Source organism: Haloimpatiens myeolchijeotgali, from assembly GCF_042688525.2.
Classification (GTDB): domain Bacteria; phylum Bacillota; class Clostridia; order Clostridiales; family Clostridiaceae; genus Haloimpatiens.
On the sequence record NZ_JBHWAB010000001.1, the window covers coordinates 3,222,387 to 3,248,241 of the forward strand.

25 protein-coding genes and 1 pseudogene are annotated in these 25,855 nt (G+C 28.0%); 8 read left to right on the forward strand and 18 right to left on the reverse strand.

Annotated features, from left to right (window positions below; genetic code table 11):
* Nucleotides 1–312 precede the first annotated feature (312 nt).
* The gene (locus ACFIJ5_RS14365) at nt 313–702 is read left to right on the forward strand and encodes a hypothetical protein (protein WP_379808230.1); all 390 of its coding nucleotides are present in this window, start codon (nt 313–315) and stop codon (nt 700–702) included.
* 313 nt (nt 703–1,015) lie between these two features.
* On the forward strand, nt 1,016–1,879 hold the full coding sequence (locus ACFIJ5_RS14370) for a metallophosphoesterase (protein ID WP_379808232.1): 864 nt from the start codon (nt 1,016–1,018) through the stop codon (nt 1,877–1,879).
* A 125-nt stretch (nt 1,880–2,004) separates the two neighbouring features.
* Here ACFIJ5_RS14370 and ACFIJ5_RS14375 read toward each other — a convergent pair whose 3' ends face one another.
* The 5 genes from ACFIJ5_RS14375 to ACFIJ5_RS14395 all read right to left on the reverse strand — a co-directional run bounded on the left by ACFIJ5_RS14375 (nt 2,005) and on the right by ACFIJ5_RS14395 (nt 6,450).
* Nucleotides 2,005–2,805, reverse strand: a complete 801-nt coding sequence (locus tag ACFIJ5_RS14375) for a MurR/RpiR family transcriptional regulator (protein WP_379808234.1) — start codon at nt 2,803–2,805, stop codon at nt 2,005–2,007.
* 61 nt (nt 2,806–2,866) lie between these two features.
* Nucleotides 2,867–3,340 (reverse strand): PTS sugar transporter subunit IIA, encoded by a 474-nt coding sequence (locus tag ACFIJ5_RS14380; RefSeq protein WP_379808236.1) that lies wholly within the window; start codon nt 3,338–3,340, stop codon nt 2,867–2,869.
* A 123-nt stretch (nt 3,341–3,463) separates the two neighbouring features.
* Entirely contained in the window at nt 3,464–4,105 is a 642-nt protein-coding gene (locus tag ACFIJ5_RS14385; RefSeq protein ID WP_379808238.1) for an N-acetylmannosamine-6-phosphate 2-epimerase, read from the reverse strand.
* A 33-nt stretch (nt 4,106–4,138) separates the two neighbouring features.
* The gene (locus ACFIJ5_RS14390) at nt 4,139–5,629 is read right to left on the reverse strand and encodes a PTS transporter subunit EIIC (RefSeq protein WP_379808241.1); all 1,491 of its coding nucleotides are present in this window, start codon (nt 5,627–5,629) and stop codon (nt 4,139–4,141) included.
* Between the two features lie 542 nt (nt 5,630–6,171).
* Nucleotides 6,172–6,450: a hypothetical protein gene (locus ACFIJ5_RS14395; RefSeq protein ID WP_379808243.1), complete on the reverse strand. Its 279-nt coding sequence runs from the start codon at nt 6,448–6,450 to the stop codon at nt 6,172–6,174.
* A 205-nt stretch (nt 6,451–6,655) separates the two neighbouring features.
* Here ACFIJ5_RS14395 and ACFIJ5_RS14400 point away from each other — a divergent pair, with 205 nt between their 5' ends.
* The 4 genes from ACFIJ5_RS14400 to ACFIJ5_RS14415 all read left to right on the forward strand — a co-directional run bounded on the left by ACFIJ5_RS14400 (nt 6,656) and on the right by ACFIJ5_RS14415 (nt 10,997).
* A complete protein-coding gene (locus ACFIJ5_RS14400; RefSeq protein WP_379808245.1) occupies nt 6,656–7,270 on the forward strand; it encodes a class I SAM-dependent methyltransferase in 615 nt (204 codons plus the stop codon).
* 404 nt (nt 7,271–7,674) lie between these two features.
* The gene (mtnK, locus tag ACFIJ5_RS14405) at nt 7,675–8,874 is read left to right on the forward strand and encodes an S-methyl-5-thioribose kinase (protein WP_379808247.1); all 1,200 of its coding nucleotides are present in this window, start codon (nt 7,675–7,677) and stop codon (nt 8,872–8,874) included.
* 395 nt (nt 8,875–9,269) lie between these two features.
* Complete coding sequence (gene mtnA, locus ACFIJ5_RS14410) at nt 9,270–10,319, forward strand: S-methyl-5-thioribose-1-phosphate isomerase (protein WP_379808249.1); 1,050 nt, start codon at nt 9,270–9,272, stop codon at nt 10,317–10,319.
* 27 nt (nt 10,320–10,346) lie between these two features.
* A complete protein-coding gene (locus tag ACFIJ5_RS14415; protein ID WP_379808251.1) occupies nt 10,347–10,997 on the forward strand; it encodes a class II aldolase/adducin family protein in 651 nt (216 codons plus the stop codon).
* 190 nt (nt 10,998–11,187) lie between these two features.
* Here ACFIJ5_RS14415 and ACFIJ5_RS14420 read toward each other — a convergent pair whose 3' ends face one another.
* The 3 genes from ACFIJ5_RS14420 to ACFIJ5_RS14430 form a co-directional block, all read right to left on the reverse strand.
* Nucleotides 11,188–12,387: an MFS transporter gene (locus ACFIJ5_RS14420; protein WP_379808253.1), complete on the reverse strand. Its 1,200-nt coding sequence runs from the start codon at nt 12,385–12,387 to the stop codon at nt 11,188–11,190.
* Nucleotides 12,388–12,991: 604 nt separating this feature from the next.
* Nucleotides 12,992–13,459, reverse strand: a complete 468-nt coding sequence (locus ACFIJ5_RS14425; RefSeq protein WP_379808255.1) for a DMT family transporter — start codon at nt 13,457–13,459, stop codon at nt 12,992–12,994.
* Between the two features lie 11 nt (nt 13,460–13,470).
* Nucleotides 13,471–13,893, reverse strand: coding sequence for a DMT family transporter (locus tag ACFIJ5_RS14430; RefSeq protein ID WP_379808257.1), 423 nt, complete (start codon nt 13,891–13,893; stop codon nt 13,471–13,473).
* A gap of 276 nt (nt 13,894–14,169) precedes the next feature.
* Here ACFIJ5_RS14430 and ACFIJ5_RS14435 point away from each other — a divergent pair, with 276 nt between their 5' ends.
* Nucleotides 14,170–14,865, forward strand: a complete 696-nt coding sequence (locus ACFIJ5_RS14435) for a cyclic nucleotide-binding domain-containing protein (RefSeq protein WP_379808259.1) — start codon at nt 14,170–14,172, stop codon at nt 14,863–14,865.
* A gap of 12 nt (nt 14,866–14,877) precedes the next feature.
* Here ACFIJ5_RS14435 and ACFIJ5_RS14440 read toward each other — a convergent pair whose 3' ends face one another.
* The 5 genes from ACFIJ5_RS14440 to ACFIJ5_RS14460 form a co-directional block, all read right to left on the reverse strand.
* Nucleotides 14,878–15,609 carry a GGDEF domain-containing protein gene (locus ACFIJ5_RS14440; RefSeq protein WP_379808261.1) on the reverse strand — a complete coding sequence of 244 codons (732 nt, stop codon included), beginning with the start codon at nt 15,607–15,609 and terminating at the stop codon, nt 14,878–14,880.
* Nucleotides 15,610–15,941: 332 nt separating this feature from the next.
* On the reverse strand, nt 15,942–16,667 hold the full coding sequence (gene nagB, locus ACFIJ5_RS14445) for a glucosamine-6-phosphate deaminase (protein ID WP_379808263.1): 726 nt from the start codon (nt 16,665–16,667) through the stop codon (nt 15,942–15,944).
* 20 nt (nt 16,668–16,687) lie between these two features.
* On the reverse strand, nt 16,688–17,839 hold the full coding sequence (gene nagA / locus ACFIJ5_RS14450) for an N-acetylglucosamine-6-phosphate deacetylase (RefSeq protein WP_379808265.1): 1,152 nt from the start codon (nt 17,837–17,839) through the stop codon (nt 16,688–16,690).
* 187 nt (nt 17,840–18,026) lie between these two features.
* Nucleotides 18,027–18,905 (reverse strand): N-acetylmuramic acid 6-phosphate etherase, encoded by an 879-nt coding sequence (gene murQ, locus ACFIJ5_RS14455; protein ID WP_379808267.1) that lies wholly within the window; start codon nt 18,903–18,905, stop codon nt 18,027–18,029.
* Nucleotides 18,906–18,922: 17 nt separating this feature from the next.
* On the reverse strand, nt 18,923–19,654 hold the full coding sequence (locus tag ACFIJ5_RS14460; RefSeq protein ID WP_379808269.1) for a GntR family transcriptional regulator: 732 nt from the start codon (nt 19,652–19,654) through the stop codon (nt 18,923–18,925).
* 407 nt (nt 19,655–20,061) lie between these two features.
* Between ACFIJ5_RS14460 and ACFIJ5_RS14465 the strand changes: the two are divergent.
* Nucleotides 20,062–21,356 (forward strand): annotated as a pseudogene (locus tag ACFIJ5_RS14465) (IS110 family RNA-guided transposase).
* A gap of 640 nt (nt 21,357–21,996) precedes the next feature.
* On the opposite strand, the gene ACFIJ5_RS14470 reads toward ACFIJ5_RS14465, so the two are convergent.
* The 5 genes from ACFIJ5_RS14470 to ACFIJ5_RS14490 form a co-directional block, all read right to left on the reverse strand.
* Nucleotides 21,997–22,740 carry a LytR/AlgR family response regulator transcription factor gene (locus ACFIJ5_RS14470; protein WP_379808271.1) on the reverse strand — a complete coding sequence of 248 codons (744 nt, stop codon included), beginning with the start codon at nt 22,738–22,740 and terminating at the stop codon, nt 21,997–21,999.
* Entirely contained in the window at nt 22,731–23,153 is a 423-nt protein-coding gene (locus tag ACFIJ5_RS14475; protein ID WP_379808273.1) for a hypothetical protein, read from the reverse strand. Before ACFIJ5_RS14475 ends, ACFIJ5_RS14470 begins: the two co-directional genes overlap by 10 nt.
* A 13-nt stretch (nt 23,154–23,166) precedes the next feature.
* A complete protein-coding gene (gene floA / locus ACFIJ5_RS14480) occupies nt 23,167–24,144 on the reverse strand; it encodes a flotillin-like protein FloA (RefSeq protein WP_379809623.1) in 978 nt (325 codons plus the stop codon).
* A gap of 52 nt (nt 24,145–24,196) precedes the next feature.
* Complete coding sequence (locus ACFIJ5_RS14485) at nt 24,197–24,685, reverse strand: NfeD family protein (protein ID WP_379808275.1); 489 nt, start codon at nt 24,683–24,685, stop codon at nt 24,197–24,199.
* A 140-nt stretch (nt 24,686–24,825) separates the two neighbouring features.
* Entirely contained in the window at nt 24,826–25,683 is an 858-nt protein-coding gene (locus tag ACFIJ5_RS14490) for a sensor histidine kinase (protein ID WP_379808277.1), read from the reverse strand.
* Nucleotides 25,684–25,855 lie beyond the last annotated feature (172 nt).

Here is a 25,855-nt window from a genome sequence, read left to right on the forward strand (position 1 = left end):
ATAAAACTAAAGATAAATTCCCATGTATTAGATTAATTTAAATTTAAACAATAAAAGCATCTATTAAATATAAAAAAACTCTTTAAATACTTCAATCAAAAAATAATTGGGGACGGTTCATTACTTTTAACTGCAAACTACAGCTTAAATTAATGAACCGTCCCCTCCTTCTACCTTTTTCTAAGTGACAAAAATGTTATATTAAATGCTTAAATTGTAAGCTGATTAAATAGAATAGAATTAAGAAACATTATACAATTTAAATATAATATATGCGTCTTCATTATTTCATATAGGAAAGGATTAATAAAAATGGAATACTTGATTGAAAATATAAAAAATAAAAAAATAACATATTCTATTGAAAAAGGTGCCATTCACATAATAAATGATGATGAATTAAACGACTTACTAAAAGAAGAATCTGCAGCTTCTGTGAAAGTTGCTAAAGTTTTATTAAAAAAGTATAATGAACAATATGGAGATTTCAATGCAACTTTCGGTTCTATTGCCTTGGAAATTTTGGCACATGTTTATCCTGATAAAATTGTAAGAGTTCTTTTAAATCTTGATTTATCACATGTACTAAAAGCTCCATTAAATAATATTTTAAGTCATACAGATATTATTGATATTGGTGAAAATGATGTAGAACGCTGGACCCTAAATCAACTAGGCAAATTTGTTGATTTATTCTTTTAGTTTTCACTTAACTTTTACAATTACAAATTTATTTTAAATAACCTTTAACGTAGATAAATGATATTTTGCGTAAAAACCATTTTAACAAATAATTAGTAATTCTTGATCTAAAAATTTAATATTACGTTAAGAAAAACTCATTGTTTGAGTATAACGAGTTTGAGTTTTTTAGCAATATTAAATTTTTAGATCTTAGAATTACTTTATGAAGTTAAAGGTTTTATAGCAAAATATCATTTATCGGAGTTTAACTTTATTAAATTGCCAAAGTTGAGTAATAATCAATTCACTTTTTAGAATAGGATGGTTTCATATGTTAAAGGAATTTTTGTATAAAAAATCTACTATCTTAATCTGCATAATTATATTCTTATTGTTATTCTCATACTTTGAAAATAACAGTATCGTTGTATCTAAACATACAATCAAAAGTAATAAACTTCCAAAAAAATTCAATAATTTTAAAATAGTGCAAATCTCTGACTTACATAATAAAGTCTTTTTCAATAATAATAATAGTCTTGTAAAAAAGATTAAATCCCAAAATCCAAATATTATAGTTATTACAGGTGATTTAATAGATAGACGAAAATATAGCGAAGAAAAAGCAATGATTCTTATTGATAAAATCAAAGATATTGCACCAATATATTATGTTACTGGAAATCATGAAGGATGGTCTTCTAAGTTCTCATCTCTTGAGAAAAAATTAGAAACTAGAGGAGTAATAGTTTTAAGAAATAAATCTGTATATTATAAAAAAGGAAATGATAAAATTCTCATTTTAGGGGTAGATGATCCTTCTTTTAACACTGAAGGATATTCAGAGGATTATAAAGATTATGATATTATGAAAAAACAACTAGAAAAAATTAATGATATTGATAATAAAGATTGTTTTAAAATACTTCTTTCTCACAGACCTGAAATGTTTGATCTTTACGCTAAAGAGGATATTGATTTAGCTTTTACAGGACATGCACACGGGGGACAGGTTATTTTACCTTTTATTGGTGGAATTGTTGCTCCAAATCAAGGATTTTTTCCAAAATATTATAAAGGAACTTATACAAAGGCCAACACAGTTATGGTAGTAAGTCGAGGCCTTGGCAGCAGTATTGCCCCTTTAAGAATATTCAATAGACCTGAAATTGTTGTTGTAGCAGTGGAAGTTTAACTAACACTGCTTACCCAACTTACAATAATAGGCTTGGTATAAAATCACCTTCCAAATGTTCTAATCTAACAACTTTTTTCCCTATACGTATCATATAAATCTATCTAAACATCAACTCTAAATATTTAATTACTTATTATGGCATTTACTGTTCTTTTAAAAATACTTCTTATATTTTTATCTTGAAGTAAAACTGTACAAATTAAATCTAGCAAATACATAATAGAAAACTGAGAATTTATAAATCTTTCTTTATCAATAAAAAAAGTATTATAAACTAAAAAATTAATATCACTAAGCTTTGTCATCTCAGTATTTTCAAATCCAGTTATAGTAACTATTTTAGACTTGTTTTTTTTGCATAATCTTAAAGACTTTAGTACTGCCTTAGTTTTTCCTGATGTAGAAATGCCTATTACTAAATCCTTGTCACTCACTATGGCACTAGTAATTATCATCATATGTGGATCTGTTACACTCTGAACATTAAATCCCATTCTAAGTAATCTCTGCATCATTTCCCATGCAGAAATACCTGAACTTCCAACTCCATATATATATATCTTTCTTGCTTTTTTTAACTCATTTATGAAATTATATATATCCCTTTTATCTATAAGCTCTTTAGTTCTTTTTATAACCTCATTATAATAATGATACATATCTGAAAATACACTACCTTCATTTTCCTCATCATTATCAGTAGTTATCTTATTTATACTAATTTTCATCTCTACAAAGCTTTGACAACCTATCTTTTTACAAAACCTAGTTATAGTAGCTGGTGATGTTTTAGTCTTAACAGCTAATTCGGTTATTGATATATTGTTTATATTTTCCTTCTGCTGTAATATAAAATCTGCTATCAACTTTTCCTTATCAGAAAATGAACTATACATTTTCTGAATTTCAACCAAAATATTCAATATATACACTCCTCAATGTTACACTCAAATATAATAATACATTATATTATATCATATATTGCTATTTTAAACCTATCTTAAGTACCTCATGTATATTTTGATCATTTTTATCCATATTTTTAACCTTTTCCATATTAGTTATTACTAAACAAGTTATAGTATCCTTGCCCATACTTTTTATATAGTCTATATCAATTTCTACTATAGTGTCCCCTTTTTTCACATTAGTTTCAGGTTCTACAATTCTTTTAAATCCTTTACCTTCTAATTTTACCGTATCTATACCTATATGAACCAATACTTCTAATCCTTCTTTTGTAGTTATTCCGAAAGCATGATTAGTTGGAAATATTTGTACTATTTTTCCATCACAAGGTGCTACTATCTTGTTACTAGATGGTATAACTGCAATTCCATCACCTATTAATTTCTGTGCAAACATCTCATCATTTACTTTAGTTATGTCTACAATCTCACCTTCACATGGAGCTTTTAAAGTAATTTCTGTATTTTTTCTTTTTAAAAAATTAAACATTTTGATCACACCTTTACAAATATTATTTATCTATTTCTTCCAAATGAAATTTTGATGCTGCATCTTTATGTAATATGAAATTACATGTAGATGCAGCTAAAATGTTAATCCTATAAGATTTGCTTATACATCTTTAATTTCAGAAATAAATTTTTTAGCTATAACCTGTGGTCTTGTTATTGCACTACCAACTACTACTGAATAAGCTCCAAGTTTTAAAGCCTCTTTAGCTTTCTCTGGAGTATCAAAATTACCTTCAGCTAATATAGGTACTTTGCAATTTTCTATAAGTTCTTTTAATACATCAAAATTGTTAAGATTTTTAGATTGTTCAGTATATCCAACCAAAGTTGTTCCTATAAAATGAAAACCTAGTTTTTCAGCTCTTATACCTTCCTGTGCTGTAGAAATATCAGCCATAAACTTTTGTTTTGGATATTTAGCTATAACTTCTTTTAAAAATTCTTCATCTTGATTAAAAGTTGCATCAAGAGCTATCACGTCTATATCTGCATTTACTAAAGCATCAACCTCTTTAAATGTTGGTGTTATATAAGATATTATATTAGGGTAATCTTTTTTTATTATTCCTATAATAGGAAGATTCACCTCACCCTTTATAGCTTCTATATCCTCAACAGTATTTGCTCTAATTCCTACAGCCCCAGCCATTTGAGCTGCTAATGCCATCTTGCTCATTATAAAAGAACTATGTAATGGTTCATCCTCTAATGCTTGGCAAGATACTATTATTCCTTTTTTCATTCTAAATCACGTCCTTAATCTATTAGTCTCGTCTTAGTCTCGTCCTAAAATATCATTTATTCTTTGTTTTAATAAATCTGCTTTTGAACCAAATATTGCTTGAACTCCACCTTTTACTTCTAATACAGCTGTGGCTCCTAATTTTTTTATTCTATCTTTATCTACCTTCTCAACATCCTTAACAGAAACTCTAAGTCTTGTTATACAAGCATCTACGTCATCTACGTTACTTTCTCCTCCTAAAGCTTCCAACACTTCTTTTGCTGTTTGTGCTAAGCTATCTTTAGTAACTACATTTATTTCTTCTGTATCTTCTTCTCTACCTGGAGTCATAACATTAAACTTTGTTATTAAAAATCTAAAAGTAAAGTAATACAAACATGCCCATATAGCTCCAATTACTAAAACATAAACCCAATTAGTTGATGCATTACCTTGTAAAACTCCAAATAAAGTAAAATCTATTAAACCACCAGAAAAAGTATTACCAATTGATATATTTAATACATCTGCAATAAAGAATGATATTCCATCAAATATTGCGTGTACTACATATAACCAAGGAGCTACAAATAAAAACATAAATTCTATAGGTTCTGTTATACCAGTTATAAATGAAGTTATAGCACCACTTAAAAATAATCCTCCCACTAATCTTCTCTTAGCTTTTGGTACACAATGATACATAGCAAGACATGCTGCTGGTAAACCAAACATCATAGTAGCAAAACGGCCTGCAAAAAATCTAGTACCTTCTGTATATAAACCAACATGATTTGGATCTGCTAATTGTGCGAAAAATATGTTTTGAGCTCCAACAACAGTCTTTCCAGCCACATTAGCAACTCCACCTAATTCGGTATACCAAAATAGTGGATAAATCATATGATGTAGCCCCACTGCACCAGTCAATCTAAGTAAAAATCCATATAAGAAAGTTCCAAAAGCTCCTAAATTAGCTATAGCAGTTCCTGTAGTTGTTAACCACCCTTGGAATGTAGGCCAAATTAAGAAAAATATAACTCCTACAAATATAGATGCAAAGGAAGACACTATAGGAATAAATCTTGATCCTCCAAAGAATCCCAGTACTGCTGGTAATTGAATATCACGATATTTGTTGTGTAAATAAGATACTATACTACCTATAGCTATTGACCCTACAACTCCAGTATCAATAGATTTAATAGCTGGATTAAATGCAGATATCATTCCTTTGATAGCAGCATTCATAACCAAGAAGGCAACTCCGCCGGCTAAAGCAGCAGTACCCTTATCCTTTTTAGCTAATCCGGCTGACAATCCAATACACATTATTAGTGCTAAATTAGCAAATACGATTTCACCAGAAGCTGCCATTACTTTAAATATTCCTTGTAACCAATAAATGTTTAATATAGGATATGAATTCACGGTGTTTGGATTAGATAAAGCTCCACCTATTCCCAATAACAATCCAGCTGCTGGTAATATTGCTATTGGCAACATAAATGCTTTTCCAATTTTTTGAAGATTTTTAAACATACTGTATCCTCCTTTGTAATAAATTATTATACCTTTTGAAAATATTTTTCATAAAAATTATTTTAAGAAAAATATTTTCATGTTGTATAAATATTATCATGAAAATCGTTTTCAGTCAATATATTTTATTAAAATTTTTTTAATGTTTTAATTTTACACTTTATTATGTATTCTCATAGTACTGATGTAATGTAATCAAAATTTAGTATTCCCAAAGGATTAAACTCATATTTTGCATATAGTAAAGTTAGAATTATTATCACATGAATTTTTAACTATACTAATAACATTACATAAATTTATCAGATATATACCAACGTTAAGATTCCCTACTTTACAAAAGATAAGTTAAAAAATCTTGAGACTTTGCCTAAAAAATTTAAGCTTCAGTTAGAATAAAAACTCAAACTGAAGCTGTTGTTACAGCAGTGGAAGTTTAACTAACACTGCTTATCCACCTTATAATATTGTCTAATACCAACTTAGTATTTCCAGCATTACAATGATTTTCTGCACATTGTTTTTCAGTGAACAATGTGTTCTTATTTTTCTTTATTAATTTTATATCTCTTATGTATTAAACAACTTCCTAAACTAATAATTACTGAAGCACCAATTCCCATTCCAGTAATAATTCTTGAAGTTACATGTTTATTCTTTCGTGTTTCAATTTCTGTAGTGCTCGAATTTACCTCTCCTAATAAATTGTAAATATCTTTTCTTTCTTCTTTTGTGATATCTTCTCTTTTAAGTTCTTCCTCTAAAATATTACATATCTTATCTGAAATCATATTTTTTTTAGTTATAACATTTTTTATCATTACAATCATTCCTTCCTATTCTTTTTTTTACATTAAGCTGTTTTTTATTGAATCTAATTTTCTACTATTTGCACAATAATACTCTTTAAGTTTTTCCATTATTATACCATAATACCATACTAAAAATAGCAGTCTCAACTTGTATAGTTGAAAAAATAACGTTATATTAAATATAAATATTTAAGTTAGTAAATGGAGGGGTATTATGAAGGTTATATTTAGACAAACACAACTATATAAATTTTTAAATTATTGCAGCAATATTAATTTAGATAAAAGTGTATTAGATTGTGGAGCTGGAGGAAACTGTCCACCACTTGCTCTTTTTTTAGAATATGGCTATAAGACATATGGAATTGAAATGAGCGATTCACAAATTGAAAAAGCTGAAACTTTTTCCAAAGAACACAATATTGAACTTAATATTTCTAAAGGCGATATAAGAAAACTTCCTTTTAAAAATGAATCATTCAGTTTTATTTATTCTTATAATACTATTTTTCATATGAAAAAAGCAGATATTAAAAAAGCTGTAGATGAAATAAAAAGAGTATTAAAGCCAGGAGGACTTTGCTTTATAAATTTTCTTTCAATAAATGATGATGATTATGGTCAAGGGGAAAAAGTTGGAGAAGGAGAATTTTTACAAAATGAAGGTGAACAAAAAGTTATCCACACTTATTATGATATTGAAGAAGCTGAAACACACTTTAAAAATATGAATATACTTTTTAAAGAAAATAGAATTCTAGAGAGAATATATGAAGGTGAAAAAATAAAACAAGGATATATAGATTATATAGTACAAAAAAATTTATAATTTATTGATTCAACTTTCGCAGGTGAAAAATAGCCGCTACGGGAAATGATATCTTGCTTAGAAACCTTTCATTTTAAAGATAATTAATAGTTAATAATGAATAATTAAGGAAATTTTGCCTTAGGGCAAAATAACTAACATATAATTTAAGATTTTTGCTAAAGCAAAAATCAACCTTTATTATTAATTTTTAATTATTAATTCTTAATTGATACTAAATGTTTCTTACGCAAGATATCATTTCCCTTCGTTAAGCAGTATTTTTTTACTGCGAAAGTTGAGTTATTGAATAATAATAAATATATATGATTATTTCTATTATTAATACAAATTTACTATTCTTATGAATTTTAGTATAATTATAGTAAAACATAATTATACTAAATTCATAGGGGGATGTTTTTATGAGTCAGTATAAAGCTATGACAAATGAAACTGTTACAAATTACTTAAAGGAAATTAAAATTTTTCCACAAGAACACAAATTAGTATCAAAAGAAGTTGGAGATGGTAATTTAAATCTCGTATTTAGAGTAAAAGATTTAGATACAAACAAAACAGTTATTGTTAAACAAGCTTTACCTTACTTAAGGGTAGCTGGTGAAGGATGGAAATTAACCTTAGATAGAAACAGAATTGAATCAGAAGCAATGAAAATTCAAAATGAAATATGTTCTAATTCAGTTCCTCATGTATATCATCATAGTGATACTTACGCATTAACTGTAATGGAAGATCTAGGAGACATGGAAACTTTGAGAAAAGGTCTGATGTCTATGAAAAGGTTTCCAAACTTTCCTGCACAAATAGGTAACTTCCTTGCTAAAAACTTATTCTTCTCTTCAGATATAGGAATGAGTCCTATGGGAAAGAAAAAAGTAGTAGCAAAATTTATAAGTCCTGAACTATGTGATATTACTGAAAAACTTGTTTTAAATGATCCTTATACAAATTCAGAATCAAATAATGTAAACCCACACATAAAAGAAGATGTAAAAAAATTATGGGCTAATGAAAATGTATATCTTGAAACTGCAAAGTTAAAAAACATATTTATGACTAAAGCAGAAGCATTATTACACGGTGATTTACATACAGGTTCAATATTTATAAATCAAGATAAAAGTATTATATTTGATGCAGAATTTGCATTTTATGGACCATATGGATATGATATAGGCTTGTTATTTGCAAACTTTATATTGAACTATGTATCTTGGGAAGGCAGGAATGATAAAAATAAAGAAGAAATCAAAGATTATAGACAATATTTGTTGAATTCTATTGAAGATATTTGGAATGAATTTAAAAAGAATTTTGATGACATTTGGGATAAGAACTCAAAGGATATAATAACAAAAGTTCCTGGATACAAAGAAGTCTACATTGAAAATTTATTACATGAAACTATAGGATTCTGTTCCTGTGAAATAATGAGAAGAATAATTGGAATGGCTCATGTTCCTGATTTAGATGAAATAGAAGATTTACATGAAAGAGCTAAAGCTCAAAAGTTAGGTCTTAAAATTGGACAAACTATACTTCTTAAGAGAAATAAATTAAACTCAATTGAAGAATTTACAAAGTTAATAATGAACAGCTGAACTTTCGTAGTTGAAAATAATCGCTGCGGGAAATGATATCTTGCTTAGAAACCTTTCATTTTAAAGATAATTAATAGTTAATAATGAATAATTAATAGTTAAGGAAATTTTACCTTAGGGCAAAATAACTAACATATAATTTAAGATTTTTGCTAAAGCAAAAATCAACCTTTATTATTAATTTTTAATTATTAATTCTTAATTGATACTAAATGTTTCTTACGCAATATATCCTTTCCCTTCGCTAGACAATATTTTTGTCCTGCGAAAGTTGAATAAATAATTAAAGAAATTTTTCCTTAGGGCAAAATAACTAATATCTAATTTAGGATTTCTGCTAAAGCAAAAATCAACTTTAATTATCAATTCTTAATTATAAAGGAAAGGATGATATTATGTCAGAATTACTAGCAATTGAATGGAATGATAAAAATGATGAGGTTATTTTACTTGATCAAACTAAATTACCTAATTCAATAAATTATATAAAATACAACACCGCTGAAGGAATGTATGTTGCTATAAAAAATATGATAGTTAGGGGTGCCCCTGCAATCGGTGTATCTGCTGCATATGGTTTATATTTTGGAATAAAAAAAGCTCCTACTGATTCTTTTGAAAACTTTTATAAAGTTCTCAAAGGAAAATCTGATTACTTAAATTCAAGCAGACCTACTGCTGTAAATCTATCTTGGGCTCTTAAAAGAATGGAAAATAAATGTCTTGAGTTTAAAGAAAAGCCTATTGATGAAATAAAACATATTCTTAGAGAAGAAGCTAAAACAATTCACAAAGAAGATATAAATATTTGTAAAACAATTGGTGAAAATCTAATTTCCCTACTTAAAGATGGAATGGGTATATTGACACACTGTAATGCAGGTCAACTTGCTACATCAAAATATGGTACTGCTACAGCTCCAATGTATCTTGCAAAGGAGAAAGGTTGGAATCTTAAAATATATTCTGATGAAACAAGACCTAGACTTCAAGGCTCAACTTTAACAGCACTTGAACTTCATGCAGCTGGGATAGATGTTACTACAATTACTGACAATATGGCAGCTGTTGTAATGTCTCAAAGTAAAATAAATGCTGTAATAGTTGGTTGTGACAGAATAGCAGCTAATGGTGATACTGCAAATAAAATTGGAACTTTTGGTGTTTCAATTCTTGCTAAATATTTTGGAATCCCTATGTATATAGCAGCTCCTACTCCAAGTATTGATTTAAATACTCCAACTGGCAAAGAAATTCCAATTGAAGAAAGAGATCCAAAAGAAGTTACTTGTAGATTTGGAGTTTGGACAGCTCCTAAAGGAGTGAAAGTGTACAACCCTTCTTTTGATGTAACTCCTCATGAAAATATAACAGCTATAGTTACTGAAAAAGGTATTGTATACCCTCCATATGAAGAAAATCTAAAAAAATTATTTGAAAAATAAATCAGACATATCAAAGGAGAATATTATATGTTAGAAAATTTGAAAAAGGAAGTTACTAAAATTGCAAAAAAAGCTGATATAGAAGGATTATGTAAACATAAATCAGGAAATTTCAGTATACGCGATAAAGAAACAGGATATATAGTTGTAACTCCCTCAGGAGTTGCTAGAGAGGATTTAACTTATAATGATATATGTGTAGTTGATATGAATGCTAACGTAATTGAAATAAACAATAGTGTGAAGCCTACTAGTGAACTTCTTATGCATATATATGCTTATAAAACAAGACCTGATGTATATGCTGTAGTTCACACTCATTCTCGTTTTGCAACATCCTTTGCAGTTTTGAATAAGGAAATACCTCCTATTATATATGAAGCAGTTTATTATGGTGGCATTATTCCTGTTGCACCTTATGGAAGACCAGGCACAAAGGCTCTTGCTGAAAACATTATTGAACCTTTAAAAAAATCTGATGCTTGTCTTATGCAAAGCCACGGAGTAATTACAGTAGGCAGCGATATTAAGGATGCTTATCTTAAAGCCAATTATGTAGAAGAGGTTGCTGAAGTTTATTATAGAACTCTATCAATGAACGGCGGAAAAGAACCCCCTATTCTACCTATGACAGAACTAAAGAAATGGCAATATCCATCTTATATAAAGCTTAAATAATTACTACCCCTGTAACAAATTGTAGTTACATTTAGGGTCAGCTCATTGAAATTTCAACAAAAATTTTAGCTAACCTCCATTGTTCTTTACTGAAATTTAAAGGGACAGTTCATTACTTTCAGCTGCAGTTTCACACAAAAGTAATGAATTATCCCTCCCATATTTTTAATCCTAAATAACACCAGAAATTTTACGCTATTTCAGCATCAAAAGATGTTTCTTGTGTTGATTTAGGTTTTATTGTATAGTGAATTATTGTAATAAAAGCAAGTGAAACAACTAAACATATTGGTACAATATAATATGTATTTTGTACACCTATAATATCATTAAGATATCCCATTAAAAAGTTTATTAATGTACTTAATAATGAGGCAATTGTAATTATAATACCTGTTATATAAGCTGTACTCTTTTTAAATTGATTACTTATTACAACAACTGTAGTTGGAAAAACTATTGCAAAGAATAAACCGGATATAGCTATTAATGTAACTCCTTTTTCTCCAATAGAAATTCCTATTGTATATGTAATTATTGCGCCTAACAATGAGAATTTTACTGCTTTTAAATAATCAAATTTTTCAACAATAAATCCTCCTAAAAGTCTACCTACAGCAAAAATTGTAAAGAAAGCAGCTGAATAATATGAACATGTACCTTGATCTAATTTAAAAACTTTATTAGTGTAATTCATAAACCAATTACCTGTACACCATTCTGCTCCCATATAAAAACCTAATGCCAATATAAAAAAGCATATAAGTTTATTGCTTAATATGTCTTTCATACCTATTTTACTAACTTCTTCTTCTTTATGTACTCCAGGTATTTTTATAAATATAAACGTAATCATAACCACTGCTGTTAAAGCAGCAATTATAAGAAAAATATTTCTCCAATTAAAACCTTTAAAAATCATAACTCCAACAAATCTCTGTCCAGTAGCTGACCCTAAGCCATAACAAAAATGAGTTAAATTCATAAGAATTGCTTGAAAACTTATAAACAAAACAGGAACTATAGTATTGATACCTATACTTATCAATGAAACTCCGCTTGAGCATAAAATCGTTCCCATTATTACCATCGTAAAACTAATTGCTTTAGATAACACTATAAGTCCAAAAATCATAGATAACAATCCAAGAATTATTACCTTCTTTTGACCTATTTTCCCAGAAAGGTACCCTCCAATGTAAGTACAAATTATATATCCAATAGATGCACTCGTTATCATAAGACCTATATTTACATCTGTTACATGAAAAACGTTTTTATATGTTGGAACAAAAGCTCCTTTTAGATTATCAATTATTGCCATTGTAAACATTATTAAAAATATAAAAATAATAGCAGTTAAATTCATAAATTTAGCATTTTTCTTCATTGGTTACTCCTGATCTCCATTGCAATATGTACAAATCAGGATTTTCACCTACCTTCCTTTTGTACTTACTTTATGTTTTTTTCAAGTTAATGACGTTAACAAGGAAAAATTATATCATTGGTTGAACATATTTTCAATTCGTTTACAATTAATTGTAATATTTAATGTTTTCTAACTTTTTAAACTTTTTATGTAATCATTTTCATAAATTAGGGTATATTTTACTTATATTTAGATAAAAAAATTAGGGTCAGTTCATTAATTTTCACTGAAATTTCGACAAAAATTTTGCATATAATTCATTACTCTTTACAAAATTTAAAGGGACGATTCATTATTTTTAACTCTAGTTTGCAACTAAAAATAATGAATTATCCCTCACATATTTTTAATCTTTAATAAAACTTCAAGGGACAGTTCATTACTTTTGCTTCAAAATACAAATAGAAGTAATGAACCGTCCCTTTATTTTACTGCAAAGTTTTTCTGTAAGAAAAACATCCTTAACTTATCACTTATCACTTGCAACTTGTCACTTGATAAAGGCTTAGAACTTGTTACTGAAGTGAAAAGTTTCTAAGCAAAATATCATTTCCCGCAGCGGCTATTTTTCATCTGCCAAAGTTGAATTCTTTATTAGTTTTTTTCTGTCTATATTTAAATTGTACATAAGTCCTGAAACAATCAAAAGTCCACCAATTACTTTACCTTTTGAAACTAAATCACTAGTAAAATAATCTATAACTATTCCTGTAAAAAGCTGTCCAATAAAAATAAGTAAAGTTGAATAAATTGCTGGAATTTTAGGTATTACAATATTTGATATAACCACAATACTTACCCCTACTGCTCCACCTAAATAAGCCCAAAATGGAACTTGTCCAAATTTATCAAAAGATATATTTGTAAAACTATTTTTAAACAATAAAACTACAATAGTAAACATTAAACCTACTACATAATTTACAAAAGTCCCTTGAAAAACACCTATTTTTTGTGCCAAATGTGAATTAATTATCATAGACAAGATAACCATACTTCCTGTTATAAATGCAAGTACAATATATATCATAAATTCCCCTCCTAATATGCTATCATTACTACTATTCCTATAAATACCAAAATAAATCCTATAAGCTTTTCTTTTTCAAACTTATGTACATCCATTCCCAATAATCCAAAATGGTCTATAATTACTGATGCAATTAACTGTCCAAATAAACCTAATGATAACGTTAACGATACCCCTAAAGCATTAAAACATGTGTTATTAAAAAATACCATAAAAACTCCAATAGCACCTGCACTAAACAAGTACATAGGAATTCCTCCCTTTAGACTTATTTTCTTTTTTCTAATGATTAAAATTAAACTTACCATTAATAGTCCTACTAAATGGATTATTAATAATGATATATAATCTCCAGTTTGCTTTGCCAATACTCCATTAAAAGTTACCATAATAGCAATCAATAATCCTGAAAGCACTGCTGATAATTTATACATATTACTCCTCCCTTTCTCTATTATTCTAATTTACTCAAATTTTATTGTTATTCATTAATAATTTTTATCTATCAATTTCACTATTGTTTCTATACTTCCTAAAGGTATCATATAACTAATAAACATAGATAGGACATATGTCCTAATATCAATAAAATAATATATATTTCATCTTTATCTAATTTATATTTACTGACTATAAAGAATAAGTGTATAATTAATTTAGAAGCTAGAAAATATTATATAAAGAGATAAGAAGAGGAGAAAAGTTACTTAATGATTAGAATAAAAGATGAAAAGAAATTAGATTATTACATCAATAAATATAATATTGAAGATGTTTTTAGTACAGATATGAAAAAATATATGGAATTATTTTCATTTAATAAAAATGATCATATATGTAGATCTAATGAAAAAATAGATTATTTTTATTTTCTAGTTGAGGGTAAAGTTAAGGTATATACTCTTTTAAAGAATGGCAAATGTCTTTTGCTAAAATTTTATAAACCATTAAACATATTTGGTGATATTGAATTTATTGATATTAATACAGCTACATCTAATATTCAAGCTATGGAAACCTCTTTATGTATAGGCATTTCAATGAATAATATAAGACAAAATGCACTTAATGATACTAAATTTTTAAAATACATATGTAAAAGTTTAGGCAATAAACTGGATAAATTTTCTAAATATAGTTCTATTAATCTTCTTTATGAACTAGAAAACAGACTAGCCAGTTATCTTTTAGCTATTACTCCCTATAACGATGATTTATCATATAAAGATGAAATTTTTACATATAAATTAACAGAAATGGCTGACTTACTTGGAACTAGTTACAGACATTTAACAAGAACACTAAATAAACTATGTAGTGAAAAAATTATAAAAAAAGAAAAGCATTCTATTGTTATCTTAAATAGATCTGCACTAGAACAACTGGCTGGTGATATATATGAATAATAAGTTTGTAATTTATATAAAATCATATTCTACTCTATTTCTACCTTTTCCTTTTGCTCTATAAAGACATTCATCAGCTTTATTAATTAAATAATCAATATTTTTATTGTTAACTTTTCCAACACTCACCCCAAAGCTGGCAGTAAATTTCACCTTGTTTCCGTCAGCAATAATTTCATTTTCCATATTTTTTCTTAGTATTTCTGATATATTTAATATATTTTCTTTATCCACATTAGTTAATAATACTATAAATTCTTCTCCTCCAAATCTTCCATAGATATCATTTTCTCTAAAAGAGTTTTTTAAAATTCCCCCTACTTTTTTAAGTACTTCATCTCCTACTAAATGTCCATACGTATCATTTACTCTTTTGAAATGATCCAAGTCAAATAATATTATTGTAATCCACTCCTTTGATATTTTAGCTAATTCAAATTGTTCCTCTGCATATTTCATAAAAGTTCTTCTATTATATATATCTGTAAGTTCATCTATTTCAGCTAATTTTCTAGCAATTTTCTCAGCTTTAAAAATTCTTTTATAAAGTTTAATATTCTTATAAGTAACTATTGGTGCAACAATGAATGGTACTATAGTAGCAATACTTAAAGATATTTCATATAAACTATTTATAGATATTCTCACCACTATTAATGTAACAATCCAAGAAATAACAATACTAATTCCAGTAATAATTAATGTTACTGTTTTTTCAGAATACTTTTGAAGAAGTTTCTCCATATCCTCACCACCTATTCCTCTTACCAACTAAAATAAAAAAGTTATCATATCCTACTAAACTCTCATTTTTATTCTTTCCAATAATCTTCATTACAATGTAGAACTTTATGAACAAAGATACATATTGCATAAAAAATTTTAAGCCTTGTCCAAATATTTTTTTTACACATAGATACTTTTTTCATAATAAACATAATAAACAGGGACGGTTCATTAATCTTAACTGCAAACCACAGATAAAAATAATGAACCGTCCCCATAACTAACCTTGACAACTTGACTACCATCCCCACATATCCGTAACTACTTACAATACTACCATACTGCTGTGACTAAAGCTTACTAGCTGCAGCTTTATCCACAATAATAGTCACATCATTGTGTAATTGTAAGATAGATGCTGGAACTTCTGGGGATATTTTTCCCTTCATAGTTTTTTCTATTGCATCAGCTTTATTAATTCCATTTGCCAATAATATTATTTTCTTTGAATTCATTATAGTCTTCATTCCCATACTTACAGCCTTTACAGGAACTTCTTCTATAGAATTAAAAAATCTTGCATTTGATTCTATAGTTTTTTTATCCAATTTTACGAGATGAGTTTGAGCTTCAAAGTTAACATCTGGTTCATTAAAACCTATATGTCCATTTACTCCTATTCCAAGAACTTGAATGTCTATTCCTCCACTTTCTTTTATTCTTTTATCATAATTTATACACTCTTGCTCAACATCTTCTGCAGTACCGTTCGGAATATTTATATTATCTTCTTTAACATTTATATATTTAAAAAAGTTATTATCCATGTAATAATAGTAGCTTTGTTCATTATCTCTTCTTATTCCATAGTATTCATCTAAATTAAATGTTCTTACTTGAGAAAAATCTACTTCTCCATCATTGTACATTTTTATTAATTCTTTATACATTCCTAGTGGTGTACTTCCTGTAGCTAACCCCAAAATACTCTCTGGCTTTAAAATTATTTGGCTTGCCATTATACTTGCTGCTTTTTTACTCATTTCCTCATAATTATCTACAACTATCAATCTCATTTTAAAAACCTCCATTCACATTATGCCTTAAATACATTTCTGCCTTCAACTATGGTATTTTTTACATTAAAATCATTATCAAATAAAGTTATATCTGCATATTTTCCCTTTTCTATACTTCCTCTTTCTTTGTCTATTCCAATACTTTTAGCTGGATTTAAAGAAGCCATATTTACAGCTTCATAAATTTTCAAATCTGTATTTTCCATAAAATTTTTCACTGCTCTGTTCAATGTCAAAATACTTCCTGCTAATGTACCATCTTCTAATCTTGCAGAATTATTTTTTACAATAACCTTTTGACCCCCTAACTCTGATACTCCATCTCTTAAGCATCCTGCACGCATGCTATCAGTTATCAAAATTATTTTTTCCTTACCTTTTTCTTTAAGAATTATATTAAATACAGCTGGATGAACATGTATAGTATCTGCTATTAATTCACAATATATATCACTATTAAATGCAGCTCCTACAATGCCTGGTTCTCTATGTCTTAAAGGAGTCATAGCATTAAAAAGATGTGTAGCATGACTTATTCCTTTTTCTACAGAATCCACAGCTTGTTCATATGAAGCATCTGAATGTCCTATAGACATTACTATATTTGTGTTTTGTTTTACCTTTGAAATAAAATCAAAATTTTCATCTTCCTCTGGTGCTAATGTGATTATCTTTACTACATTTTTATATGGTTCTATAAAACTATACTCTGGTTTTTTTATATAATCTTCCTTTTGTGCTCCTTTGTACTTTTTATTTATAAAAGGTCCCTCCACATGTGCTCCTAACACCTTTGCTCCATGTAGTTGTAAGTTCATACATTGTTTCATAACATCTAAAGCACTATAAATTTTTTCTTTACTCATGGTCATAGTTGTTGGTAAAAATCCCGTAACCCCATTTTGAGTTATTACTTTACTTATAGTTTCTAGGGCTTCTACTGTTCCATCCATAGCATCATATCCGCCTGATCCATGAATATGTACATCAATAAACCCTGGTGAAACATATAAATCTTTTGCATCTATTATTTCTACATTTTCACTTTTTTTTAAAATTTCAAACTCGCTTTTATTAATAATATCTATAATTTTTTCATTAAAAAGTAATACTTTTTCATAAAGAACATCATTTTTTGTTATTATTTTTCCATTAATTATAGCCTTCACGTTTTCACATCCTTTTTATAAAGTATAAAGATTAAAGTTAAAAGAACAAATAACAATATTTTTCTTATAGAAAAACTTTTATTCAATTTATAATTAATCCATTTTCAAAAACTTACTTTTGAAAATCTTCCTTATTTATTCTTTATACTTTAAACTTTTTACTCTATCTCTGTTTTAAAAAATAAATTTAATTAAATTTATTTAAAGCTTTCCCTACTATACCTTTATTGGCTTTCAGTAAAACTTTAGCCTCATCAACATTTACCCCTTTTTTTATAACCACAATAGCAGTTTTAGGATCATAATCAGTTTTTTTCAAAACTTCCTCCACTACCTTATAGTCAGCCTCTGTAGCTAACTGTACTATTTCTTTTATTCTATTTTTAAGCTTTGCATTTATAGGTCTTACATTCACCATAAGATTTGAATATGTTTTTCCCATCTTTATCATTGCAGTAGTACTTAACATATTTAATATCATCTTTTGAGCTGTCCCTGCTTTCATTCTTGTAGATCCCATTATAACTTCAGCACCCACATCTACTGATATAGTTAAATCACATATATCCTTTATTTTTCCGTTATCATTACACATAACACATATAGCCCTGCATCCAATTTTTTTACCATATGAAATTGCCGCTTTTACATAAGGAGTATTTCCACTAGCTGTTATCCCAACTAAAATATCTCTACTATTCACATCTTTCTTTTTTAAATCTTCCACAGCTAATTCTTCATTATCTTCTGTATGCTCTAACCAACCCCTTAAAGCCTCATCTCCACCTGAAATAATTCCTTGTACCATAGAATCATCTACTCCAAAAGTTGGTGGACATTCTGAAGCATCTATTACTCCCATTTTTCCACTGGTTCCACTTCCTACATATATAAGTCTTCCACCTTTTTCTAAACTCTTTACTATTAAATCTACTGCTTTAGATATATTCTTCAACTGTTTCTCTACACAATATGCAACTTTTTTATCTTCATCATTTATCTTCTTTAATATATCTATTGTACTTAAATTATCTAAATCTAAGGTATTTAGATTTCTTTGTCCCACGTTCTTATTCTCCTTTCTTAGGTTAATATTATTTCATACTTATACCTATCACTTCTATATATTGCTTTTGTATATTCTATAGGTTTTTCATTTTGTATATATGTATTTCTTCTAAACATAAGCGCTAGTGCATTAGCTGGTTGATTTAATAATTTACTTTCATATTCATTAAGCATTATAGGTTCTATAGTTTGTTTAGCTTGTTCAGGGCAATATCCGTATTTATCTCTAAAAATATTATATAAAGATTTACCTTCTACCATTTCTACTGTCATATCTGAAAACATATGATGTGAAAGCCATACTGTTTCTATAGCAAGAGGTTCATTTGCACTTATTCTTAATCTTTTTATTTCTATAACTTTATCTTCTGTATCTTTCATATTAAGCATAATCTTATTTTGTTTAGTTGCTTCTTTTATTTGAAATGACAATATCTTAGTATCTGTCTTTAATCCCTTTTCTTTCATTTCTTCTGTGAAACTTTTTAACTGTGATATCTCATGCTTTTCTTTTGGCTTTGTGACAAATGTACCTTTTCCCTGCTCTCTATATAATATTCCCTCATTTACAAGACCCATTATTGCTTTATTTACAGTCATTCTACTAACGCTTTGCATTTCACACAATTCTCTTTCTGTTGGTATAGCATCTCCTGGCTTTAATTCTTCATTTTCTATCATCTCTTGTATTATTTCTTTTATTTGATAATACAGTGGCAGCGGATTGCTTTTTGAAACCTTTTTCAAATTAATAACCTCCCTTGTATAATGTAGTCATAACATTCAATAGAAAACTATCTATTATTCTAACGAACATTACGACAAATCTTTTTATTATTATTCTAATTATTTCTGCCCGATAGGGCGTTCATTTTACATCTAAACTAAGTTTTCTATTAAAGTCAAATTGAAACCTATACAGTTAAATATTTTGGTATAATATCTCCTGAATAGAGGATAGATGTACACCTCCTGGGAGTGACTCTGTCGAGTCATTTATACCCGTGAATTAGCGTATCATTCCATCAGTGAGAACTCTATGTTTAGCTGGTTGGGTTTCCTTTTGGGAATTACCCGTGTCACAAACAAGGTTATAGAATTACTGATAGAAATGGAATATCTATTCTATCTCAAAAATAAAGGAGATAATACACATGAGTAAATTTTTATATAAACCAACAGTTGGAATTGATGTATCAGCAGATTTTTCAGTAGTAGCTATTCTGGCACCTAACGGTGAAATTTACAGAAAGCCTTTTAAGATTAAACATAATAGAGATGGTTTTGATTACCTAGTAGATCAAATAAAAAAAGCGGAAGAAGGTTTAACATGAAAACTGGCATTTTCATGGAATCTACTGGTGTTTATCACCTTACTCTTTTCCACTTTCTTAAAGATAAGTTCGAAACATTTATCTTTAATCCACTCATTACTAATAGTAACAAAAATAGTGGAATAAGAAAAGTGAAAAATGATAAAAGTGATGCAATATCCATCGCTAAAATAGGTAAATTTCAATCTGTTAAATGTTCTTCTGCATTCGATGTTGAAATTTATACCTTAAAATCTCTCTGCAGAGACTACTATAAATTAACAGATACTAAATCTACTTATAAGAAAAAATTATCTACTGACTTAAGAGTTATTTTTCCTGGATACAATTCCGTATTTTCAAATATTACGTGTAAAACTTCTTTAGCTATACTTAAGCAATTTACTAGTCCACAAGCCATTCTTGATGCAGATAGAGAGATTTTGATAGAAATCATTTCTAGCAATTCAAGAAAAGGACTAAACTATAGTGAAAATCTTTATAAAAAACTGATTCTTATTTCCCAAGAAGCACTCTATATTGGGATAAAGTCGTCTAGCTTATTTGTAAAAATCACTAATACAATTTCATTGATAGAAACCTTAGAAACTCAACTTGAATGTTTGCTGAAGGAAATACATTCACTTATAAAAAGCCGTAGGCTTCCAGAGACATTTATTAAAAACATCCAATTAATATACTCAATACCTGGTATTGGTGAATTAACAGCAATAACTATAATGAGTGAAATTGGTGACATCAACGGTTTTCTTAAGCCTAAGCATTTAATTGCATATTTTGGTATCGATCCTTCTGTTAATCAATCAGGCAAATTCAACAGTGATAGAAATAAAATGTCTAAGCGTGGTACCAGAATCGGACGCCGAGCCTTATATGCTATCGCATTAGCATCCGTGAGAACTAACAAAAATGGTAAACCTAACAATGAAGTTTTGCTTAAATACTACAAAGAAAATCTTAAAGGTAAAAAGAAAAAAGTGGCTTTAGGTGCTGTTATGAACAAACTAATCAAGTACATATTCTCGGTTCTTAAAAACCAGAAACCTTTTGAGATTAGAGATCCTAAGATACACGAGAAAATGTATCTTCAAAATCAATGTAAAACAGTAGCCTAATCGGCTTTAAACCCAAATAATAAATTAGAGAGCTATTGTTCGTATTTTTACAATAGCTAGCTTTGCTATACCCTAATTTAAAAATAAATTTTTTTAAAAAAACTATTGACTATTACTAGCTGGTCTAATTTACTTACTTCTCAATATATTATTAAGTTTTTTAAATTCAAACTTTAAATAAATTCTATAAAGCCTATCTTTTATATGTTATTATATCATATATATGATATGTTGTATATACCAATTTTGAACTTAGAGAATAAGTATATGAAGCTAGTAAATTTAAAACATAAAAATTCATCTTGATAATAAGATTCTTAGATAAAGTAAAAAGTATAAAGTTAAAAGAACAAATAAGGATGGGGCTGTCGCACTAAGAATAAATGCTACAATATATTGTATGTAAATTTCTTAATGTGATAGCCCCTTTTATTAATATAAATTTAAGCAAAGCTTTAATTTATAACTAAACTTTTGCAGTAAGAAAAGTATGTATTTTGCCATCAAATAAAAATCGTATAAGAAATGGAAGTGAAGGATTACTGTTCTTATACCAATTTTTATTTGATGGCAGCATTAACTTATGGCAAAGGATCACTTTATTCCTTCTCTATTCTTTATACTTTTTATTTTTTTTAACCTAAAATCCGAATATTTTTTTCATATGCTCATACTTTTCATGAGTAAGAAGAGCATCTTTATCAGTATCTCTAAGTTTTACAATATAAGTCCACCTACCGTATGGATATATCTTTTTTATCATAGAAAGATTAATAATGTAAGATTTATGACTTCTAAAAAATTGTGTTTTATCAAGCTTATCTTCTAAAGCACTTAAAGATTCAGAAGTTGTATAATTATTATCTATAGTATATATAACTGTTGTTCTATCTTCTCTTTGAATTATAATTATATCCTTTGTATCTACAAAACTTAATCCCTCTTTGTTTTTTATTAAAATTTTATCTAATCCTTTTTCGTGGCGTATTATTTTATTTATACTTTGTTCTTCTTTTAAATGTCTTGTGTCTTTAACTTTATAAAGTGTTTGGTGAATTCTTTCTATTTTAAAAGGCTTTGTTATATAATCAAAAGCATAGAGTTCAAAAGCTTCTGGCATATATTCATTATGTCCTGTAGCAAATATAATAATGATTTGTGGGTCTATGTCTAATATTCTTTTTGCACATTCTACTCCACTTAACTTTGGCATTTCAACATCGATGAATACTACATCAGGATGAAGTTTCTCCACAAGATTGATAACTTCTTCTCCATTTTTAGCTTCGTCTATAACTTCAAAGCCATCAACTTTTTGTATAGCTTTTTTCAAAACCATTCTTATACCAGGCTCATCATCGCAAACTAATACTTTTATCTCCACCTTCTGCACCTCCTTCTAATTTTAGCTTTTGGTTTACCTAAAATCTCGGAGTATATAATTCCTTTTTTAAAAGCTTCTTCATCAAATTCTAACTCATCAAGTATTATGTCGTTGTTTTCTTCTATTTCATATGATGAATCATTTGAATCACTACTTAGACTGCTATTTAAACTATTATTTGAGCTAACTTTAAATTTAGCATTTTCATAGGTATCAACTAAATTTCCATTAGTAGGTTTTAAATTAATTTTTATTTTCTCTTTATTAATAGATTTATCAATATTATCCTTTATACTAGTTTTAGTATTTTTTTTACCTTTTATCTTATCCCTTAATGAATCAAAAGATTTTGAACCTGCTCCTTCTACTGCAAGTTCTATCACATCTCCTATTAACTCACCAATAAAATCCATACTCACTCACCACTTACTTATTTTTTTGTTTGTTATTTTCACTAATTTTTTTGCTGCTGTTTCCACTCTTAGAAATAGATTGTCTCATTTTAGTGTCTGATATAACATTTTCCATATCATAGTAATCCATTACTCCAAGATTACCTTCTTTAAGTGCTTCAGCTATAGCTTTTGGTATTTGTGCTTGTGCTTCTACAAGAGCAGCTCTCATTTCTTGCTCTGTTGCAACAGCCATTCCTCTTCTTTCTTCTGCTTTTGCTTGAGCTATATTTTTATCTGCTTCAGCTTGAAGTGACTGTAGCTGTGCGCCTATATTTCTTCCAATATCAATATCTGCTATATCTATAGATAATATTTCAAAAGCAGTACCTGCATCTAATCCCTTTGATAAAACTGTTTGAGAAATTTTGTCTGGGTTTTCCAAAACTTCTTTATGTGATACAGCACTACCTACAGTGGTAACTACACCTTCACCTACTCTTGCAAGTACCGTAGCTTCTCCAGATCCACCTATTAATCTATCTAAGTTTGCTCTAACTGTTACTCTTGCTTTTGTAAGTAATTCAATACCATCTTTTGCTACTGCTGAAATACTTGGTGTTTCAATTACTTTTGGATTAACGCTCATCTTTACAGCATCTAAAACATCTCTACCTGCTAAGTCAATAGCTGCTGCTCTCTCAAATGGCAATTTAAAATCTGCTCTGTGAGCTGCAATAAGAGCATCTACAACTCTATCTACATTTCCACCTGCTAGATAATGTGCTTCAAGTTGGTTTACCTTAACTCCAAGTCCTGCCTTTGTTGCTTTTATTAAAGGATGTACGATTCTCTTTGGAACAACTCTTCTAAGTCTCATTCCAACTAAATTACCTATACTTAATTTAACTCCTGCTGCTAAAGCTGAAATCCAAAGTCCAAGTGGTACAAAGCTGAAAAATAAAGCTAATACAGTTATAATCGCAGCTAAACTTATTATTATACCTATCATATTATTCATATAAATTCTCCCTCCAATATAATTAATCATTTCACTTTTTCATTTAATCAATTTCTTTTACTACTATACGTCTTCCTTCAACTTTTATTATTTTCACTTTCTTTTGTCTTTGTATATAATCTCCTTCTGAAACTACATCAAGTTTTATACCATCAAAATCTGCAGTACCTGAAGGTCTTAAAACTGTTTTTGTTATACCTTCTTTATTAAGGAAAAATTCAAGGTCTTCTGAACATATATATCCATTTTCTTTCTTTTGTGTTTGATCTAAAACAAGACTTTTTGAAAGTTTTCCTTTAGAAACTGATTTAAGCACTATTGTAAGAAGTACACCTAAAACAGTTAATATAATAATAAACATCAGCATTGCTTGTACTACAGTTTTGGCACTAAATACTATACCTATTATGAGTAGTATGCCTCCTGTTATGCCAGGAACACCAAAACCAGGATGAAACATTTCAACTACCATGAGTGCAAAACCTACAATAAAACATATTATAGATAACATTGAAATATCAAAAGGTACCACTGTATCACCTGCTTTCTATTTTTTTAATATGCTTCTTTACATATAACATACTATTTTTACTTACTTTATTAAATATAAAACTGCTGAAACATACAAATCAAAGTCTAAACTGTCATTTTAAAAAGCAAAAGTACATAACCCTATTTTTTTATATATCCTTGAAATAAAGTTATATTCCTGTCACTTTGCAGCTCTATACCTCCTCCATATTTCTCTAATAGTTCCTTTACAATAGCTAGTCCCATTCCTTCTCCTCGATCCCCTTTAGTAGTAAAACCTACCTGAAAAATTTTTTCTTTAATATGCTCTGAAATTTGTGGACCATTATTTTTTATCTTAAACCTATACGTTTTTATATCTTCATATAACTCAACTATTAAAACTCTATTTTTATCTTTATCTTGAAGTGCAAAAATTGCATTGTCAATTATATTTCCAAGTATTCTACAGAATTCCCATGAAGGCATTTTTAAATTTTTAAGCTGTGAACTTACAGAAATCTCCATATTTATACCTCTTTTTTCTGCATATAAAAGTTTTGCCTGAAGAAGTGCATTAACAGCTGGATTAGATGTTTTAAGAGCTTTATTAACCTTTTGAATATCATTAAATACTTTATCAATATAGTCTTTCGCCTCGTCATACTCATCCATTTCTATAAGACTATAAACCACTTGAAGATGATTCATAAAATCATGTCTTTGCGCTCTCAAAGTTTTATTTAGATTTTCAACTTGCTCTAGTGATTTTTTCATCATAATATATCTTGAATTGTGTTTATTTAATAAATAAAAATCTCTTAATATAATAAAACCATTTAAAATAACTATAAGTAATATCAAATATATAAAAACATTCATTTTAAAATTTGCTTGTTTTGCTAAATGTTCTTTCATAGAGTATTTAAAAAGAACAATTCCTATAACACTACCTAGTTGTATTATATTAAGTAGTACTATTGTTATAATAGTTTTATTAATATTTAATTTGTTTTTCATAATATCTCATTCCCTCACATAACATATCAAAGTTAATACTTAAAATAATTATAACACAAAAAAATATGCAAAAAAATATGGGGGACGGTTCATTACTTTTTTCACTTATCTAATACAAATAAAGGGACAGTTCATAATTTTTACTGTCTAACTAAATAAAAATAATGAACTG